General features: G+C 51.6%; 16 protein-coding genes. 11 read left to right on the top strand and 5 right to left on the bottom strand.

Annotation, left to right across the window (positions count from 1 at the left end):
* The first annotated feature begins 26 nt into the window (after window positions 1-26).
* The 4 genes from AC2FJ6_RS11275 (at window position 27) to AC2FJ6_RS11260 (ending at window position 2,182) form a co-directional block, all read left to right on the top strand.
* Window positions 27-446, top strand: a complete 420-nt coding sequence (locus AC2FJ6_RS11275; protein WP_171123535.1) for a hypothetical protein — start codon at window positions 27-29, stop codon at window positions 444-446.
* 734 nt (window positions 447-1,180) lie between these two features.
* Window positions 1,181-1,462, top strand: a complete 282-nt coding sequence (locus tag AC2FJ6_RS11270; protein WP_480776948.1) for a hypothetical protein — start codon at window positions 1,181-1,183, stop codon at window positions 1,460-1,462.
* Window positions 1,463-1,530: 68 nt separating this feature from the next.
* Window positions 1,531-1,881: a hypothetical protein gene (locus tag AC2FJ6_RS11265; protein ID WP_480776949.1), complete on the top strand. Its 351-nt coding sequence runs from the start codon at window positions 1,531-1,533 to the stop codon at window positions 1,879-1,881.
* Between the two features lie 28 nt (window positions 1,882-1,909).
* On the top strand, window positions 1,910-2,182 hold the full coding sequence (locus tag AC2FJ6_RS11260; RefSeq protein ID WP_480776950.1) for a hypothetical protein: 273 nt from the start codon (window positions 1,910-1,912) through the stop codon (window positions 2,180-2,182).
* Window positions 2,183-2,644: 462 nt separating this feature from the next.
* On the opposite strand, the gene AC2FJ6_RS11255 is transcribed toward AC2FJ6_RS11260, so the two are convergent.
* Window positions 2,645-2,938, bottom strand: coding sequence for a hypothetical protein (locus AC2FJ6_RS11255; protein WP_480776951.1), 294 nt, complete (start codon window positions 2,936-2,938; stop codon window positions 2,645-2,647).
* A 10-nt stretch (window positions 2,939-2,948) separates the two neighbouring features.
* On the bottom strand, window positions 2,949-3,632 hold the full coding sequence (locus AC2FJ6_RS11250) for a nucleotide-binding protein (RefSeq protein WP_321251725.1): 684 nt from the start codon (window positions 3,630-3,632) through the stop codon (window positions 2,949-2,951).
* A gap of 418 nt (window positions 3,633-4,050) precedes the next feature.
* On the opposite strand from AC2FJ6_RS11250, the gene AC2FJ6_RS11245 reads away from it, so the two are divergent.
* Window positions 4,051-7,353: a hypothetical protein gene (locus AC2FJ6_RS11245; RefSeq protein WP_496669059.1), complete on the top strand. Its 3,303-nt coding sequence runs from the start codon at window positions 4,051-4,053 to the stop codon at window positions 7,351-7,353.
* 29 nt (window positions 7,354-7,382) lie between these two features.
* Here AC2FJ6_RS11245 and AC2FJ6_RS11240 read toward each other — a convergent pair whose 3' ends face one another.
* Window positions 7,383-8,003, bottom strand: coding sequence for a hypothetical protein (locus AC2FJ6_RS11240; protein ID WP_496669058.1), 621 nt, complete (start codon window positions 8,001-8,003; stop codon window positions 7,383-7,385).
* 108 nt (window positions 8,004-8,111) lie between these two features.
* Here AC2FJ6_RS11240 and AC2FJ6_RS11235 point away from each other — a divergent pair, with 108 nt between their 5' ends.
* Both AC2FJ6_RS11235 and AC2FJ6_RS11230 read left to right on the top strand, forming a co-directional pair.
* A complete protein-coding gene (locus AC2FJ6_RS11235; RefSeq protein ID WP_496669056.1) occupies window positions 8,112-9,911 on the top strand; it encodes an inositol monophosphatase family protein in 1,800 nt (599 codons plus the stop codon).
* A 39-nt stretch (window positions 9,912-9,950) separates the two neighbouring features.
* Window positions 9,951-10,205 carry a hypothetical protein gene (locus AC2FJ6_RS11230; protein WP_496669052.1) on the top strand — a complete coding sequence of 85 codons (255 nt, stop codon included), beginning with the start codon at window positions 9,951-9,953 and terminating at the stop codon, window positions 10,203-10,205.
* A 42-nt stretch (window positions 10,206-10,247) separates the two neighbouring features.
* On the opposite strand, the gene AC2FJ6_RS11225 is transcribed toward AC2FJ6_RS11230, so the two are convergent.
* The gene (locus tag AC2FJ6_RS11225) at window positions 10,248-10,619 is read right to left on the bottom strand and encodes a thermonuclease family protein (RefSeq protein WP_496669047.1); all 372 of its coding nucleotides are present in this window, start codon (window positions 10,617-10,619) and stop codon (window positions 10,248-10,250) included.
* 365 nt (window positions 10,620-10,984) lie between these two features.
* Here AC2FJ6_RS11225 and AC2FJ6_RS11220 point away from each other — a divergent pair, with 365 nt between their 5' ends.
* The 4 genes from AC2FJ6_RS11220 (at window position 10,985) to AC2FJ6_RS11205 (ending at window position 13,992) form a co-directional block, all read left to right on the top strand.
* Complete coding sequence (locus AC2FJ6_RS11220) at window positions 10,985-12,265, top strand: hypothetical protein (RefSeq protein ID WP_496669045.1); 1,281 nt, start codon at window positions 10,985-10,987, stop codon at window positions 12,263-12,265.
* Entirely contained in the window at window positions 12,265-13,044 is a 780-nt protein-coding gene (locus AC2FJ6_RS11215) for a COG3904 family protein (RefSeq protein ID WP_496669042.1), read from the top strand. Before AC2FJ6_RS11220 ends, AC2FJ6_RS11215 begins: the two co-directional genes overlap by 1 nt.
* Window positions 13,045-13,172: 128 nt before the next feature.
* Window positions 13,173-13,463, top strand: coding sequence for a thermonuclease family protein (locus AC2FJ6_RS11210; RefSeq protein WP_496669243.1), 291 nt, complete (start codon window positions 13,173-13,175; stop codon window positions 13,461-13,463).
* Between the two features lie 157 nt (window positions 13,464-13,620).
* On the top strand, window positions 13,621-13,992 hold the full coding sequence (locus AC2FJ6_RS11205; protein WP_496669040.1) for a cupin domain-containing protein: 372 nt from the start codon (window positions 13,621-13,623) through the stop codon (window positions 13,990-13,992).
* A gap of 326 nt (window positions 13,993-14,318) precedes the next feature.
* Here the strand turns inward: AC2FJ6_RS11205 and AC2FJ6_RS11200 are convergent, their stop codons facing one another.
* On the bottom strand, window positions 14,319-15,905 hold the full coding sequence (locus AC2FJ6_RS11200; protein WP_170385617.1) for a site-specific integrase: 1,587 nt from the start codon (window positions 15,903-15,905) through the stop codon (window positions 14,319-14,321).
* Window positions 15,906-16,397 lie beyond the last annotated feature (492 nt).

Below are 16,397 nucleotides of genomic sequence, written 5' to 3'. Positions count from 1 at the left end.
CCATCGAGCAAATGAGGTTATGCAATATGACAAAGACAGGATCTGCAAAGCTGTACCCAAATGGGATCCCCAATCACAATGAATGCTCTGCTTGGCTTGGCGTGCTGGATATTTGCGGCAAAAGATATCTTGTTACAGGATTTGTAGAGATTTTTTCTCCATCCGACGCAGCACTTTTTTTGGAGATTCATGAAAGGCGCTCTGGTGTGCGAACCAGCCAAAAAGCAAAGCTTGAGGTCTTTCACAAAAGAACCGAGGAGAGCGAGCCACACCTTTTTGGAGTGGCAATAATCCACCAGCAACGCTTTGCGGTCGGATGTTGGATGTGCCGCGATACGAACGGGAAAAGGTACTTTCTTTTGACTTTTTCTATGATCGAGGAGCAGAAGCAGGTGCAGCCTTTCATTCGACGCCGACCGCGTATCAAGCCCGTTAGGCTGAAATAATACGGTGTCGAAGGAGAGGCTGCACCTGCATGGCTATATCAAAGTGCGTACAGGTCACTTGGGGGTCCTTATGCATGTGGCAGAATGTGAAGCAGTTGGCCGAAAACAAGCAGAACATGAATGATAACTGCTGCGACGTGAAGTTGATTGTAGGCGGTTCGAATATACTCAAGCATGCGCATCTCCATTTGATTGTTTTCACGCAGTTCTTTTGACATGTCTAAAACTGCATGTCAACAAAAAATCAACCTAACACATTGATTATATTATATTTTTTAAGTAACTTGCTTGAGGCCAGATATGAATTCGGAAGGCAAAAAGATAGAAAAGTGAAAAAGATAGAACTGAGAAAATATAGAAAAGATAAAATATAGAAAAGATAACCGGTGTTCGCCGATGAGCTCCGTTCAGAGCAGGTAGCTAAACCCGCCAATTTAGAAACTTGGGAAGAACCGTTGAAGACTCGCTTGTGCTACCCCCGGTTTACCCCCTTTTTTCCTTGGCGAGGAAAAAGGGGGGGTAACCCCTTGAGCGCATCCGTAAACGAGCTCGAAGCCATCGCACAACAGGCTTGCCTCACCTGGGTCCTTACCCAATTCGCAGACCACAAGATCACACGCCTCGACGAACATCTCCCCTGGCGTTACGCTACCTAAGCAGCGTAATAAGCCGTACCGGAACAAAACTAGAGCGCCTTAGCCGGACGGTCACAAAGCTTTCGCAGGAGACCTGACATGATTGGACGGATCGCATACTACGTTTGGATCGTTGCGTTCTTTCCAGTTTGCTACTTTGCTCTACCTGGTCTTGAGTTGTCATTGGATCGACCAGGCATGTTCGCGACAGTCTTTGTTGCCAACGCTCTGCTGCTCGGGTGGCTAGGCGACGCTGTCATCTTTGGTCGAGGAACGGCATTTGGTCAAAAGGTCGAAAGCGCCGCGCTAAAGTGGGGTTTCTTGGCTTTGGTGATATTGCTGCCGGTCATAGTCATGAGTTCCGATTTCTTCGCGTCGTGATTTCAATCGCATAGAACGGACACGGAAATTGGGTAGCTGATGGTCGATAGAATTAGGCAGATACTTAAATGGGCAGACGAACGAAGCTGAACAAAGCTACCAGCAACCTCGCAGAAGCAAAGAAGATCGCTTTGAAGAATGAGGAGCGACGAACGCGGCTCGGGAAACTCCTGAAAAAAGCGAAATCTGGTAAAGAGTTAACTCCGAAAGAGGCTTTGGAAGCAAGAAAGCTCGTAACGAGCATAAACAACTGCAAAAATCAGATAAAAGGGCTTGGTTTCAACCCAAAGGAAGCCTCAGATTGGGCTAAGTTTCATAGAAAGAACCGAAACAAGCCATCAGCGAAGTATCCAAAGAAGTCGAAGGGCAGTGGGGTCGGAATGTACCAACTGGGTGGGGCGTTGAAAAATTGGAGGTAAGAAGCTTTTGTGGGAGGCCAACACCCAAATGAATAGGGAAAAAGCTGCTGACATGCTGTCCAAGTTTACCAGTGATCTTTGTGTGAAAATTGGTGGGGACATCGATGAGTTTGATGAGGAATATCTGAAAGCGGAGGTTTCGGTGGTAACCAAGGAGGACGTCAATTGGGTTTATAGAATATCCATGGATATGCGCCGTGGTGGTTCCTTCCTTGTCGCGGTCGACAACTTCGAGGATGTGCTGGAGGACGGCAGGTTTATCACTGCAACCGAGGCGCTTGATGTGCTCGGGCGGCCATAAATTTAACAAAATGCAAAGCCAAGTTTTCATGAAAACAATTAGTTAAATGATCAAAGGCGAAACTGAAGCAGATACTCGCGCCAATGGTATCAACCCGGCCTTAAGGGCTTCAGATTGGAGTGGATCGGACGGATCTCAGGTGCGACGAGAGGTGATCAGCCCCGGTCGCATCATGTCCAGTGGCAAGCGGGCACACGCACATCTTCGGACTATGTCAGGCTTTGTCGCGGGCATAAGTTGGCTATAATGGAAGCCAAAAAGGTCAGCGCCTCGTACACGATTGAATGATCAAACAAACAAATACACATGCAAATGCAGACGTGCGTATGTAAGTAAAAAGGCGCCCCTATCGGGCGCCCTTTACGGATGTCTTTGTTCTAAGGAAAAACAACGCGACGGTTCGGAAGGATAGTTACGATCCTTTGCAGTTTTCTTCGGAACGGAATACGCTTGAGATTATATCTACAGCTCAAATTCCTTGTCGTTAGCGTTCAGGAAAGAAATTAGCGACAGTTCTAGAGCTCGGACAACTGTTAGCTCCTTAGCCTCGCGAAGTTCGTCCCATGCCGCATAAAGCGCTGGGTTCACATCCGAAGTAAACGTCTTTGTCCGAAGCGCTGCTCTTCGTCGACTCGGGCTCATTTCTGCCAGCTTCAGCTGTGACAGCGATACTGGTGCCTTGCGCTCGAAACTCATGTCGTCTGGTGTGTGTTCCTGAATGCTGCCAATACTCGGTACTTTTGTGTGTGTGCTCATCCGGCTTTCCTTATACATGTTCGTAGCCAGGTGTTGTGGCACGAAGTAGAACCTCGCGAGCCAGTGCCCTCGCATTTTCGTAAGCGGATTTTGGCGAAGATCCTTGAAACGCACGCGGTAGATCGACGTAGTCTCCACCCAGACTCATCATCGCCTGAAAAACGGGTCGAGCCGCCAATTGCGTTTTGAAAATCGGTGCACCGGCTTCTTCGAGAATGGCTTTGATAGCGCCTGTGATCCGGAACTCTACTGCCCCGGGTTCAGTCTGGTTGAGCAGTACACCAGCCGGAATTTTCCGACCCAGAACCTGGCTTTTCTGAGCTACTTGCTTGAGAACCTGTACGGCTCCTAGCGCATCCATCCTGCTTGCCCGGCATGGTACAACTACAAAGTCAGAAACCAAGACTGCGTCAATCAGGCTAGCATCATTTGAACCCTCAACATCCACCAGTACAAAATCCGCCTCTACTGCGGATTTGAAGACGGCATCCGTAAGGTTCTCTTGGTCAATGGGGCGCACATCGATATTGCTGTTCAGCTGTTTCAGGTTCGCCCAACTGGAAATCCAGCGTTTTGGATCAGTGTCCAGGATGATTGAGGATAGGTCCAGCCTAGAGAGTTCTTGTGAAATCAACGCACAGACGGTTGACTTTCCGCAACCACCCTTTGGAGAAAGAAACGAAATAACAGGCACTTATAGACTCCTTTTTTTTGCCTGGTTCCATATTGGCAGATCGACCTTTCGGAAAATTTAAGGATGCTTTGGAAAACCAAGAATTTGGAGGCCAAGTCTCAGATTGGCATTCTTTGTCTTGGGTTTACGAGGATTGCCATACCAAGACTTGGCTATTTTAGGCTTGCCTTTCCAAGCCCTTCCTATCCTCGGGTAAGCCCTGGTGTTGTGTGAAGTTAACAAAACCTGAACGCCAGCCTTGAGTCTCGGCTTTAGAAACCACCGCTAAACCAAAGTTCGGGACACTCCGCATGTCAGCAATTTCGCTGGCCAATGGATGAGAGCCCAACGGCAGGACCCGAGTAGTGTCAGTCAATTTGAGAATTTTCGCATTACGTAAACTGAACGCGCCTGGCTATGTGCTCCCGGAGAAACACCCATGGCAATTGATGCCAAGCGAACAACTAAGGTCGCCGCCAAAACTAATGTATTCAAAGTAACTGTCTTAGAAGCCAGCACCAATAAACCTCAAACGAAGGTGTTTCATCCAGGCGGGGTGGAGCGCAGCAGTCGAGCAAAACACTTCAAACCTCATGAAGCCGAAATCTCAGGGTTTGATGGTCTTGCAGCTTTGCTCACTAAGCTGGCTTACGAGCCATCCAAAGTGGTCGTGATGGGCTCAGTCACCGAGGCATACCGCAATCAACAGAAAATACGAAGATTGGCCAATCCACGTGACGGGGCGCCTGCGACGCTGGAAGACAGAGGCTCCTACCTTTTACATTTCGATGTGGATGATCTCGTACGTCCCGGCCATTTGGGATGGGAAGATCCGGCGGCCTTAGCGCAATGGGCCTGGAGCGCACTTTGTCGCAAAATACCTGTGTTGCAAGGTGTATCCGTAGTTTGGCAAGCGTCTTCCAGCGCGGCAGCCCCCGGGAAAGATGACTTGGCCAAGTTTCACTTCTGGTGTCTGGCAAACCGTCCTCTGTTTGCACACGAGCGTCGATTTTTGTTCGAACATGCCGGAAGCGACAAGTCTCTCGCGGGCATTGCTCAACCCAATTATACGGCCTTCCCGATCTTTCAGGGCGTATCTGATCCACTCGCAGGGTGCCCCAGGTCAGGAGTGTTTAGAGGGTACAAAGATGCCGTCGATGCCTCGCTCATTGCTTTTCCAATCGAAGCCAAGAAAAGGCATGCCAATCCAAGGCAGTCCAATAGAAGAAACGACAAGGGTTCTCTTACCAAGTCTTCAAAAGGATGCACGTCGACATCCAATTTTGGACGACAGCAGTTGTCCAAGGCCTGCAAACGAATTGTACTGAAGGGGGCATCCAATCCTCGGATCTTCGACGAAGTTCAACTCGTTGGCGGCTACGTAGCAGGTGGACACATTTCCTTCGACGAAGCTCGAGAAAGCCTTGTCGAAGCTGCGCGATCTGTTGGATACAAACGTGCGGACGAAGTAGTTGAGAACGGTCTCAAAACTGGCTTGGAGCGGCCGCTCAGCCAAAGCGACATTAAAGTCGCGACAGTACCTTTCTATCCAGCGCCGACCCTCCATCGTGAAGAGGCCATCGCAAAGCATGCCCAGGTTTTGGAAGACTGGGGAAGACAAGCCTTGGCTTACCATGCCAAGTCTTGGCAATTCACAGATGGCCCTCAACCTGTAACAGCGCCGCGTGTTCTTCTGTCCGGGGCGCAAGGCGTTGGGAAGACAGCGTTCCTCGTTGGCAGAGAGGGAGCGCCAGGCTTTCTTCACAAAACACATGGCCTGGTTTCACTGATGCTCTTGCCGGATCATGCAAAAGTTCAAGAAGCGCTCGACGACTATATCGTCAATGCGCCGGCTGGTGCTCCCCTCGCGATAGGCCTACGTGGGCGGGGTCAGACCGACCCAATGGAAAACGGGGTAAAAATGTGCCGGGTATTTGAGACAGCCCGGCACGTGTCGGCTCGAGGTTGGTCGGTTCGTTCATCGCTATGCAAGCGATGTCCACATCAAGACACTTGCGGATATCTTCGCCAAGAGGCCGAGATCAAACGAGCTTTGAGGGACAAGACCGGTCTAATTGTCTTTGCCCCACACGAATTTGGCTATTTACCGCTGCCGGGTGAAGCGAAACCTGACCTTGTCATCTTTGATGAGCGCCCGAGAGATTTCGCCGTTGAAAGTGTAGATGTCACATTGGAAGAACTCGGGGACTTCATTCTTCCTGAGGCCCGGTCATTTTCGGAAGAACACGGCGCTACGAAAGGAGTTGCTCCCGTTGTCGATGAGCATCCCGTTACCCGTGTTCAACGAGCCCTTTTAAGTTCGCTTGGGCAGTCTTCCAGTGTGTCTCTGAATGCACTCAGAGCCTCTGGCATAACGTCCATACTCCTCGAACAAGCTATCGCGGCACTCGAAGCCTTTAACTCGAAATCGGTGTCAGTGATTCTTCGAAAGGCTCTGGGCTATGGCACTCAAACATGGAACGCGCGCGACATTGCGCTCTTGCGCAGTAGGCTGCAAAGACTGCCCACCGAAGAAGCTCAGTCGCTTCAGTTTTTGCTCGAGTGCCTTCGCTCCGAATTCGATTACGGTCTTGAAGAAGCCGTAGGTGTTTTCAAACAAGGCCCTGATTGGCGCGACCCAAAACGTGAGCCGAGTTTGACAGCTGTAAGGGTTAAGTCGCTTAAGCATGGAAACGACGTCCCCTTTCTGTACCTTGATGGCACGGCAGATCAAGAGTTGTCTCGTATAGCTTTTGGGTCAGATCTTGAATGCCATCACCATCCGGTGGAGCGAAACGCCAAAATTACACAGGTAGTAGGATGCAATTTTTCTAAGCGTCGACTGTGTCAGGAAAGCCAAGCTCGTCAAGGATTAAGCACAAAGATCCTAGAAGAAAACCAAAGACTCAAAGCCTGGGTTGAACAAGTCATTGCACGCCAGCCTAACGCCGCGGTGTTTGCAAACAAAAGTGTTCTCCAGTCACTCGACATTATCAACACCGAACGAGCAGGGCACTTTGGTGCTCTAAGGGGGCAGAACAGATGGGAGGGTTGCCCTTCAGCACTTGTAATTGGCCGTGAGCAACCGGCTTGTCAGGACATAGAGCGCATCGCGCGAGCCTATGCTGCCGCTACAGGTGATGCCTTCCAAAGTGGGGAGTACACTAAAGTATCTAGAGGTATCCGGCTGAAAGGAGGGGTTTCGCCCTTAGAGGTCGTTGCACATCCCGATGCTTGGGGGGATAGGATTCTCAGGCAAATCCGGGAAATGGAGATATTACAGGCGATGGATCGCATCCGGTTGATCCACAATGAATGCCCCAAAAACGTGTATCTGCTTTCACCCGTGGTTGTGGATGCCACTGTTGACCGCATTGAACAATGGCGGAGTTTCAAAAAGGGCGGCACACGGATCCAACGTGCCGTTCAATCCCATGATGTGATATTTCTTTCACCGACTGACTGTGCCAGGTTCATGCCGGATATCTGGGCTTCCAAACAGCTCGCTGCGCAAGACCTCCCCACCGCGAAAGAAATGTCAAAAGACCCATATAGATTTATCTATGGTGGGGGCTTTGACGGTAAGTGCGCGATCCAAGTCACGTTTCGATTAAAAAACAATGCTGGGCGTACATCGCGGGAAAAGTCAGCCCTGGTTTTCGGCGACGACAGAAAGGCACGAGCAAAATTGGAAGCGGTCACAGGACCCCTGACATCATTTCAAAAGTTTAATGGCGCTTAACTCCGACTCAAGGAAGAACGGGAGCAACCTCATTTGTGCTTTTTCATGAAGGCTCTGAGATTGCTCTCACGCCATGGTTTCCCTGTTGGTGAGGGAGTTTTTTCCATGTTCAATTGTTCGGCTATTGCGTTCACGCTCAGACCGGTTTCCTGAAGCTTTAAACTTCGACGCAATGCAAACGCTTCTCGTTCACGCTTGGAGTTAATCCAGTCCGAGTGCCGCTTGCGCCAATCGCCAAAATGCTGGCCGGGATCGAAAGTCCATTCAGCAGACAGGAGCGGATCAGGCGGGATGCGAATAAATGGCATGTCAGTGTTTTCAAACCATTCGTCCATATACCCATTCCGACGCCAGTTCTGCACAACTGAAAAATCGACGACTAGAATGGTTGCACTACTGGTTCGACACATGCGCTCAATGAAGTCCAGAGCTGATTGGATATGTACGCTGCCCCTGTCAGGTTCGATTTCGAGAAAAATCTCTTCATGTATGAGATTGTAGTCATGGTTTTTCGCGTATCGTCTGATCAGTTCCATCTGATAGCGAATAGTTTTGCTGACAGTGGCCGCAGCTTCCAAATCTTTCGGTAGTTCTACAAAATGCGCCCAAGTAACAGGTAGTGTCCAATAGAAACCTACAGCGTTTTCCAAGCGTTACACTCCCTTAGTTCGAATTCCGCAAAATCCCGAGGGATCCAAATTCAGGTCTGACGGTTGGTTAAGTTGGCGTCAATCGAAAGAATCCACGGAGAACCTTCAATGATCAATAAGACCAAAAACCCGATTTCTAAAAAACTGCCAGCAATCATCCAATTGGTAAAAACGGCCGGTGCAATGATCCGAGCCGAGTTTCATCGACCAGAGGGGCCGCGCGGAACCCTTCACAAGGCCATCGTCGACGCCGAAGTAGAAGCCTTTTTGAAAACAAATCTGATGCGCCTTCAGCCGGCAAGCTGGCTTGGAGAAGAGACTGAAAGCTCGTTGATCGACGGGTCTCTGACATGGGTGATTGATCCTCATGACGGGACGGCGGACTTTATGAAGGGCTTGCGCGGGTCCGCTGTGTCCGTGGCGCTGCTTGAAAACAATACGCCCATACTGGGCGTGGTGTATGCACCCACAGCTCCGGACGATGCGGGCGATCTGATAACTTGGGCTAAAGGGGGCAACCTGAAACGCAATGGAAAGGTTATCAATCCGGCCGGTTCCCACGATAAGCCAATTGTTGGATTAAATGCAGATGCAGCGGATTTTGCCCTGGCTAACCATGTTAGCCTCAAAGGGCTCCGTGTGCGCACAATGCCTAGCCCCGCCTATAGGTTGGCGCTCGCCGCTGTAGGGGAGCTCGACGCTGCCATGAGTTTGGTAGGCGGGTTGTCTTCTTGGGATATTGCTGGTGGACACGCCCTGATAATTGGTGCTGGCAAGGTCATCGCACAGAGAAACGGAAGTCCTATCGACTACCGTCAAACCTCCTTCGATGGCGTTGTCGCAGGCGCGGAAGCTTTGGTACGCGGATTGTCCGGCGCCCAAATGACCGCGCACCCGAAAGCTGACCGTAGACCTGCCGTTCCAAGGCGACGTACAAATCTCCCCACGAACCTCGCGCGTGCACATGGTGTCTTGTTGGGACAATTGGCAGGCGACGCGTTGGGGTCATTCGTGGAATTTCTGGAGGCAGAGACGATTGCCCGCAGGCATCCAGGTGTTGTCGACAGTCTTCAGGATGGCGGCACTTGGAACCTGATTGCTGGCCAACCCACAGATGACAGTGAAATGGCTTTGGCACTGGCCCGAAGCCTGTGCGCGATGGATCGTTTCGACAGAGATCACGTGGCGAATGCTTATGTCGATTGGCGGAACTCCCGGCCCTTCGACATTGGAATGACAACCAGCAGTGCGATATCTGCGCTGGCACAAAGTGGCCCCGTCGCCTCTGATAGCCAGGCAAACGGGGCATTGATGCGTGTAAGCCCTATTGGGGTCTTTGCATGTGGAATGCCTGCACTGGCCGCAGAGATCGCACGCCAAGACGCTTCTCTCACCCATCCGAATGAGGTGACCAAGGCCGCTAATGCCGCATTTGCTGCGGCGGTATCTACGGGTGTGGCTGGAGGGAGCAAGGAAGACATGTGGTCGTCCGCTTATGCCAATGCGGGTCAGGATGAAGGCGCGGCTGTTGTACGCGACCGGCTTCTGGCAGCACGAACGAAACGTCCCATCGAGTTCCAGCATCAAATGGGTTGGGTACTCACTGCGTTTCAGAACGCATTCTATTGCTTGATGGCCGAGCAATCGCTTCGGGATGCGGTGGTTGGAACTGTGGCTTGTGGAGGAGACACCGATACAAATGCTGCAATTTGCGGCGCTCTTCTGGGGGCGTCACAGGGACGCGATGCCGTACCGTTGCAATGGCGAAATGCCGTTTTGACCTGTCGACCGGTTGTAGCGGATGACATCCATCACCCACGACCCAAAACCTATTGGCCTGACGATGCACTAGACCTTGCTGAGGCGCTGTTAGTTGCAGGCGCGCTGGCCAACCAAGATGCAATTTGATTGCAAATCGCAATTGAGCAAAAGTTGGAGGATTGATCGATGAACGACTTCAAAAACTTGAACAAGCAGCGCCAGACTGTGCTGAAAATCAAAATTGATGGATATATCGAAGCAGCCATTTTGGCCGCAAAAACACATAATATTGGTTTGAGCGAAGCAGTGTTTCTTACCACACAGGGTTTGATCAGGGAGATGGCGGCGCAGTCTATTGAGAAAGACAAGGCGCGCATACTAATGGATGCTGCATTTAAGAGTGCCTTTCCCGAACACCACGCGCGCGTCGTAACCCACTGACGGCTTTTTGCAGTCTAAAGAAATCACTGTTTTCCGCTGTGATCAGAGCGAAACGAGCGCCCATTTTGCTTTCTTGCTATAGGGGTGGTTCATCTCGGGAGCATCGACACCAAACAGACGGACCTGTGTTTTCTTAATGACCAATGTATCGCCATCTACAACGTACGCTGAACCCGCCAGTATCGTGACGTCGGGTTTCGGTAGCGTATGGTCTGGATCAAAACTCTGTGGCGGCGTTGTGCGCTGCCGTTGGTTCGTGGTCAATCTAGGTTTCTCATTCACACCTGATTGACTCGGCGGAGTAGTTGTATCGCCTGGCCTGTTACTGCGGACTGCCAAATACACCGCGACAGCCAAAACCAAACCTAAAACTATCAAGATTTCCACGGGACAGGTCTCCAAAAGTTCGGTCAATCAAAATTGTCATACTGGATCATGATCGACCCAAGCACACGTTCGGGTTGATATGGTAGGGACGCTTCACATTCACTTTGAGAGATGTGGCGGATTTACCCCGCTGAGCGCATTCACTCGCGGGTAAGCCAGGCGACTGATCTCCACTTACTGAAACTTCCAGAATAACGACTGGAGATTCAGTTAGTTCGTGATTTTCGCTTCCGCTAGGGCTGGCAGCGCAGGTTGGCGGAAACTCACAGAAGAATGGCCGTTGCGCGCAAGCAATCGTTTCGTACCGTTCAGATGTGCAACCCAAGGTGAAAAATCTTAATGAATGATTAAGTAGCGAACTATCGCGTGATGAGTGTGGAGCAATATGCAGTATGACGGAGAACAAGGATCGCTTAACGGCTGAAGAAGCAAAGGGACTTCGTACGGCTAAAGAACTCGAAGGTCATCTTGCCTGGTTAGATACTTTTACTCCCGCAGCCTTGGGGGTCCTAGCTATTGCGTCTGGCATTTACACCTATCTTGGTGTGTCCTCGCTGCTTGAAGATAATGGCGCGGTCTCATTCTTCGCTGCGGTCGCGTACTCAATCGCTGTCTCTGTCGGTATCTTTGTCTTCTGGAGCTATATGCTCCGTCTGTTGCCTTCGATGCGTACGGCCAGTGGTTTCATCGGTTTGACCATCTCCACGATTGTTGGTTCTGTCGCCATCATCGCCATGTCTAGCTGGCTTAACGCAGCCGCCCTTGCAGGTTCCGCAGCGGTCGAACAACACTTGGAAAACACTGTCCGTGACTACCAAGCTGCTCTTGAGCAAGCTCACGATATAGCTCTGAGTGGTCAAGCGTTGGGTCGCGAGGTGGAACGCGCCCGCCAGAGTTTTGAAGAACTCGCTGAACTGGAGCAATCCGGAGACCTCTCTGGAACCGCTGGCCGAGGCGCAGTGTTTCGCGTACTGACCCAAAAGGCCGAAGAATTACGCAATCTTGAAGAGCAGATTGCGGCACAGCAGGAACCCATCGAGGAAGCGTTCCAGCAAGGCAACGAAATTCTCGCAAAGATGCGCGAGCTTACTGTAGCGCCCGGTCCAGTGGATCGCCGCTCAGTTCAATTCTCCGAAGAAAGCGTGAAGCTGGCGGGTGTTATCTCGCGCCTCAACCAATACAGCGTGGCACCACTTGTTGCCCGCGCTGCTGAGGACCTGCCATCCTCGGTTGTACTTCCTGAACTTGATGGGCGCAGTTCCGACGTACGAGATGCGCAATCATCCACAATCAACTCAGTTTTGAATGCACTGGACCAACGCAGCAAGACACTCAAGAACGCTGCTGACGAGGTGTTGGAAATGGAGCCGCCCATCGAGACGGCATATAACCCGATTTCCAGCGCCGATGCGGTGATCAAGTACGCCCACAACTTCGTACCTTCTTGGGCTGGAGCTATAGCCATCGACTTGTTGCCCGCCGTGTTGGTGTTTGTGCTGGCTATCACACAAGCCGCGATCCGCAGTGGCAAGGACGGCATGAGCATTGAGGATACTCTAACGCTTTCTGACCTTAGAGCCGCAATGAATGCTATGAAGGACGTTGAGGCGACAATGGGCGTGGCCGACGCAGCTATCCTCAACCGCGCCACTTCACAAAAAGATGAAATGTGATGGGCCTGCTACGTCGTCTCGATCCGCGCTCTTGGCTGCGCTACATTCTGATTTTGCAGTCAGCGATTGCGGGCGTTCTAATAGCGTCGGACGTTCTTGGTGGAATCCCCAGCCCGTTCAAAGAGCGTGTTGAACTCCCAACAGGACCTATATCCCCCGGTGATCAACGCCGCGAGTACCGCACTGACCGCAGTGATCCATCGCTTGTGCCTCAAGACGGGCCACTAGACGTCCCCGTACCTGAAGCATTTCCAAGCCGATTGGACTTCACGGTTCAGGAAGTCGAAGGACTGGGGAGGGTACTTCTACTCAGCGGTCAGATAGAGGTGGATGACTCGTCTCGCTTCGCTTCGTACTTGTCGGACATGCAGGAGAAGCCTGACTTGGTAGCTCTTCACAGCCCAGGAGGAGTGGTTTCAGAGGCATTGTCCATCGGTAAGAAAGTTAGAGAGGCTGAGCTGGCTTCTGCCGTTCTCGCTGGCGCGATGTGCGTGTCCTCATGCCCTTACATCCTAGCAGGCGGAGAAGATCGCATTGTCTCGCTGCGCGGCCTTGTGGGTATGCACCAACACTACTACGAGCAGCCCCGCCTGATTCCAGTCGTTTTCGCCGTCGAGGGTATCCAAAAAGGGCAAGGAGAAACTATGCAGCATCTCATCGACATGGGTGTGGAACCGGCGCTCATGTTGTATTCGCTGAATACTCCTCCGGAGGAGATCTATGCGCTTGTCGAGGATGAACTCGTAGATACCCGCATAGCAACCCAAATAATCGATTAACACCAGACACCGAGGACTTTGCCTTGTTAAAGAAGCTAACCATTGCCGCGGCGCTGTTCGCTACGACTGCCACTGCGGGTGGTCTCCAAGTACGTGACGCAGACACAATTGTTGTCGATGGCACTCCCGTGCGCTTGAACGGCGTGGATGCGCCCGAGCTTGGCACTCGTTCTGGTCAAGACGCAAGACGCTGGATGGTGAATTTCCTTCGAGGCAAGGACGTAGAGTGCAAACTAAATGGTGAGCGCACGCATGATCGCTGGGTCGGTGTTTGTTTTGCGGACGGGGAAGACATTGGGGCGGCCGTGATAGCGGCTGGACATGCTCTGGATTGCGCGAGGTACTCGAATGGGCGCTACAGGCAATTGGAGACCCCGGCGGCGAGGTCGCGTCTAAAGCGGGCCGGTTATTGCCGGTAACGTGCAAGCGCGCCGTGGGGAGCGCTCATTTGGCCGAAGCACGTAACGCCACTGTCACAGACAAACAAGACCATTGTTAACCGACAACGAAGTGCGCGACCTAGTGCAACTTACATTGGATATCCGGAGCAGGACATGAGGACGATTGGGTTTAGAGATGTTTGAATACAAACCCGGGGATGATGTGGGGCACCTAGATGACTGGCCCTTCGATAACCCTCTTAGTGACTATCAAATCAAGGAAGGCCAGCCACGTGCTTCAGGTCGTGTGGATGCTGGAGGTCCTGGACATGCGACCCGTGCCGGTATTTGGCGATGCACAAAGGGTTCTTTTGAGTGCACGGAACAGGGGGATGAATTGATGACCATCTTATCCGGGAGCTGTCGTTTGATTGATATGCAGAGCGGTCAGGTCAGTGTGCTCGAACCGGGAGACAGTCTTTTCGTTCGGGATGGAAGCCGTGTTACCTGGCACATTATCGAGGATGTGACAAAGGTATTCTTCGGACATAAAACGGATGGGTATTGAGGCGCACATCGAATATGATCGAGTTTCGCCATCAGACCAATGATTACCCCAATTTTGGCGTTTTCCCTTTTTGCTGGCGGCGCTTCTCACGTTGAAATTTGCAGAAAGCAACGGATCTCTAGGACCAACTCAAACAAAAAGCCTTCAAACGGTCCTTTGCGAAACGCGCCGGTATGCATCTCGACTGACCTGGTCAAGTTTGGTCTTCAATCAAGGCTCCTCTCGCGATGGCCAAAGGGAGTTACACTTGGTTCTTAAATTGGATCTGGGCGACACCTTGCAACCCATACGACAGCACTGAAAGAGTTTCTTAGGTCACGTGGTCTCTATTTTCGGGATTTCTGCATCTTCTTTAGAGACGTCCCTTTCCATGGAATTTGCTTCTGCTCCTCGTAGGTTTGCAAGACGGCATTGACCCAGAGTTCCATCGAGTCTTTCTTCAGTTCCATGTAAGCTGAATGCGCACCATATGACTTCTCGGTTACATTTGCCGGGCTTTGCCTCATTCGATCAAAAACACGCTGGTCGTTTTGGCTGAAAGCGAGGATCGCGGGATCTTTGATGGAATGTGTCAGAACTGCTGAGGCGCCACCGGGATATCCTGCGTCGCTGAGAAAGTCCGAAAGGGTTCGCCTGATGTCATGTGGCGACCACCAATCGATCCCTTCTTCCGTCAGCAAATCCGGCCAGGGCTCTCTTTTCGGGCTCACCCGTCTATCGGTCTCGGGCTTGTTTCGGTCTCTGCCGGCCAGGCGGGACAGGATTTGATACGCCCCTGACCCAGTGACGTTTTTGGTCAGGTCTTGCGCGGAAGGCAGAAACACTGCGGAGCCATCGTAATGTTTGGACATCCTCAAGAACCTGTTCAGGTGGTCAACGGCTTGTTTCGGTACAGGCAGGATGACGCGTTGCTTTCCTTTAACCTTGTCCACATCCCAGGACGCCAGTTGCCATTTCTCCGGCGCATGGATGTCCGTCAGGAGGTCGCTTTTCAGCGGCGAGAAGGCCGCTCCAGTTCTTTGACAGGTCAGTACGGCCCACCACAAGGCGGCAAGCGTCCAAGGGTGTACGCCATTTTTCCTACATTGGCGTTTGGGCAATGGATGGTTCAGAAACTGCTCGGCGATCCATAGGGTTCTCACCGCTTTGTCCAGTGCCGGCATCCGAGTTTTGGGATTCACAATCACTGGCGATGACAAGTTGGGCCACCAACGGTTTACTTCTCCAAGACCGCTTGCGCCGTTGTGCTCCCTGGCACACCAAGTGAGAGCTTCTCTTGTATAAGTCACGACTTTAAGCGAGGTGGAAACACCGTGAGCTCTTCGGGTATCATCCCTGACTTTCTCAAGATCGCCCTGGGTGAGGCGGGTGACTTCCTGGTCCAAGATGTTTCCCCAGGTGGGGCGTGACATCATAGATCTGATATCTTTGACGGTTGAGAACTTGATCTGTTTTTTGCCGTTTAGAGATTGCTTGTCTTCCAGAGTTGCTTCAAAGCACTGTCGCAAGGTCCATCCTGATGGAACTTCCACCAGCTTTGACACCGCTGCCTCGTGATCGTGCCCTTGATCTCGATGTGTCATGTACTCATCAAATTTGTCTGGCTGAGACATGAGTACAGACCTCGCGTTGGCCGCTCTCTCCCGGGCAACTTTCACGCTGGTGATCGGCCGTTCTGTGGGACGCGGGTAAAGCTGCCCGATGGTTTTGGTGCTTTGCTTGTATTTTGCCAGCCAAACGGCGCGATGGCCTCGCACGCGCAACAGCAAGCCCAGCTTACCGTAGTCTTTGAATGTGTAGGTGCCGTTGTATCCGACTTCAGCCATCTTCTCGGCTCTATTTACAATGCGTCTGTCAATTTCGCACGCTTCTGTCGGCATGATTTGTCCCTCAAATAATGATGTGAAGGGCATTGCATGCTCCAGGGCCTATGTCGTTTAAGGCTGGTTAACGGCTGTCGATTTCTGGCAGGAAGGCACGGCCGGTCAAGCTGGCTGTAGCCAATCACTCAACTGTAGGGCGCTTCACATAACACCCGTTCTCTGACGTTCTGGATTTGTTATGGAATAGAATTTCTAGCAGAGGTTGATATCTGGGCTCGCTTTGATACCTCTGACGGCGGGTATTTTTCAACTGGCAGGTCATTTCGGAACAAGTTGCTGACATCACATGGTCGACATCACCCTGAATTCTGATTTTACGGCGCGAATGCGAATTCGTTCCCAATTTGTTCTAATTGTCAAGGTTTAGGTTCAAGTTCAGCCGGTGGGGTGTGACAGTTTTTGACACCCTGAAATGTCAAATAAGTCGAGCGCTTGGCAACAGGCAACGTCACTTCGATTCGATGAGGCCAATTGATGGTTAATTCAATATTCGGTTCCTTGGAGCCAAGCCAGTTCAGGCTC

It is taken from the genome of Ruegeria sp. CDSA089, assembly GCF_059612205.1.
The sequence above is the reverse complement of the archived record's forward strand: the minus strand, read 5'-3'. Positions and strand labels throughout refer to the sequence as shown.

What these genes read in the sequence shown, in the direction of transcription:
- AC2FJ6_RS11275 (WP_171123535.1), top strand. Translation starts at nt 27, where the DNA reads ATGACAAAGACAGGATCTGCAAAGCTGTACCCAAATGGGATCCCCAAT.
- AC2FJ6_RS11270 (WP_480776948.1), top strand. Translation starts at nt 1,181, where the DNA reads ATGATTGGACGGATCGCATACTACGTTTGGATCGTTGCGTTCTTTCCA.
- AC2FJ6_RS11265 (WP_480776949.1), top strand. Translation starts at nt 1,531, where the DNA reads ATGGGCAGACGAACGAAGCTGAACAAAGCTACCAGCAACCTCGCAGAA.
- AC2FJ6_RS11260 (WP_480776950.1), top strand. Translation starts at nt 1,910, where the DNA reads ATGAATAGGGAAAAAGCTGCTGACATGCTGTCCAAGTTTACCAGTGAT.
- AC2FJ6_RS11255 (WP_480776951.1), bottom strand. Translation starts at nt 2,938, where the DNA reads ATGAGCACACACACAAAAGTACCGAGTATTGGCAGCATTCAGGAACAC.
- AC2FJ6_RS11245 (WP_496669059.1), top strand. Translation starts at nt 4,051, where the DNA reads ATGGCAATTGATGCCAAGCGAACAACTAAGGTCGCCGCCAAAACTAAT.
- AC2FJ6_RS11235 (WP_496669056.1), top strand. Translation starts at nt 8,112, where the DNA reads ATGATCAATAAGACCAAAAACCCGATTTCTAAAAAACTGCCAGCAATC.
- AC2FJ6_RS11230 (WP_496669052.1), top strand. Translation starts at nt 9,951, where the DNA reads ATGAACGACTTCAAAAACTTGAACAAGCAGCGCCAGACTGTGCTGAAA.
- AC2FJ6_RS11220 (WP_496669045.1), top strand. Translation starts at nt 10,985, where the DNA reads ATGACGGAGAACAAGGATCGCTTAACGGCTGAAGAAGCAAAGGGACTT.
- AC2FJ6_RS11215 (WP_496669042.1), top strand. Translation starts at nt 12,265, where the DNA reads ATGGGCCTGCTACGTCGTCTCGATCCGCGCTCTTGGCTGCGCTACATT.
- AC2FJ6_RS11205 (WP_496669040.1), top strand. Translation starts at nt 13,621, where the DNA reads ATGTTTGAATACAAACCCGGGGATGATGTGGGGCACCTAGATGACTGG.
- AC2FJ6_RS11200 (WP_170385617.1), bottom strand. Translation starts at nt 15,905, where the DNA reads ATGCCCTTCACATCATTATTTGAGGGACAAATCATGCCGACAGAAGCG.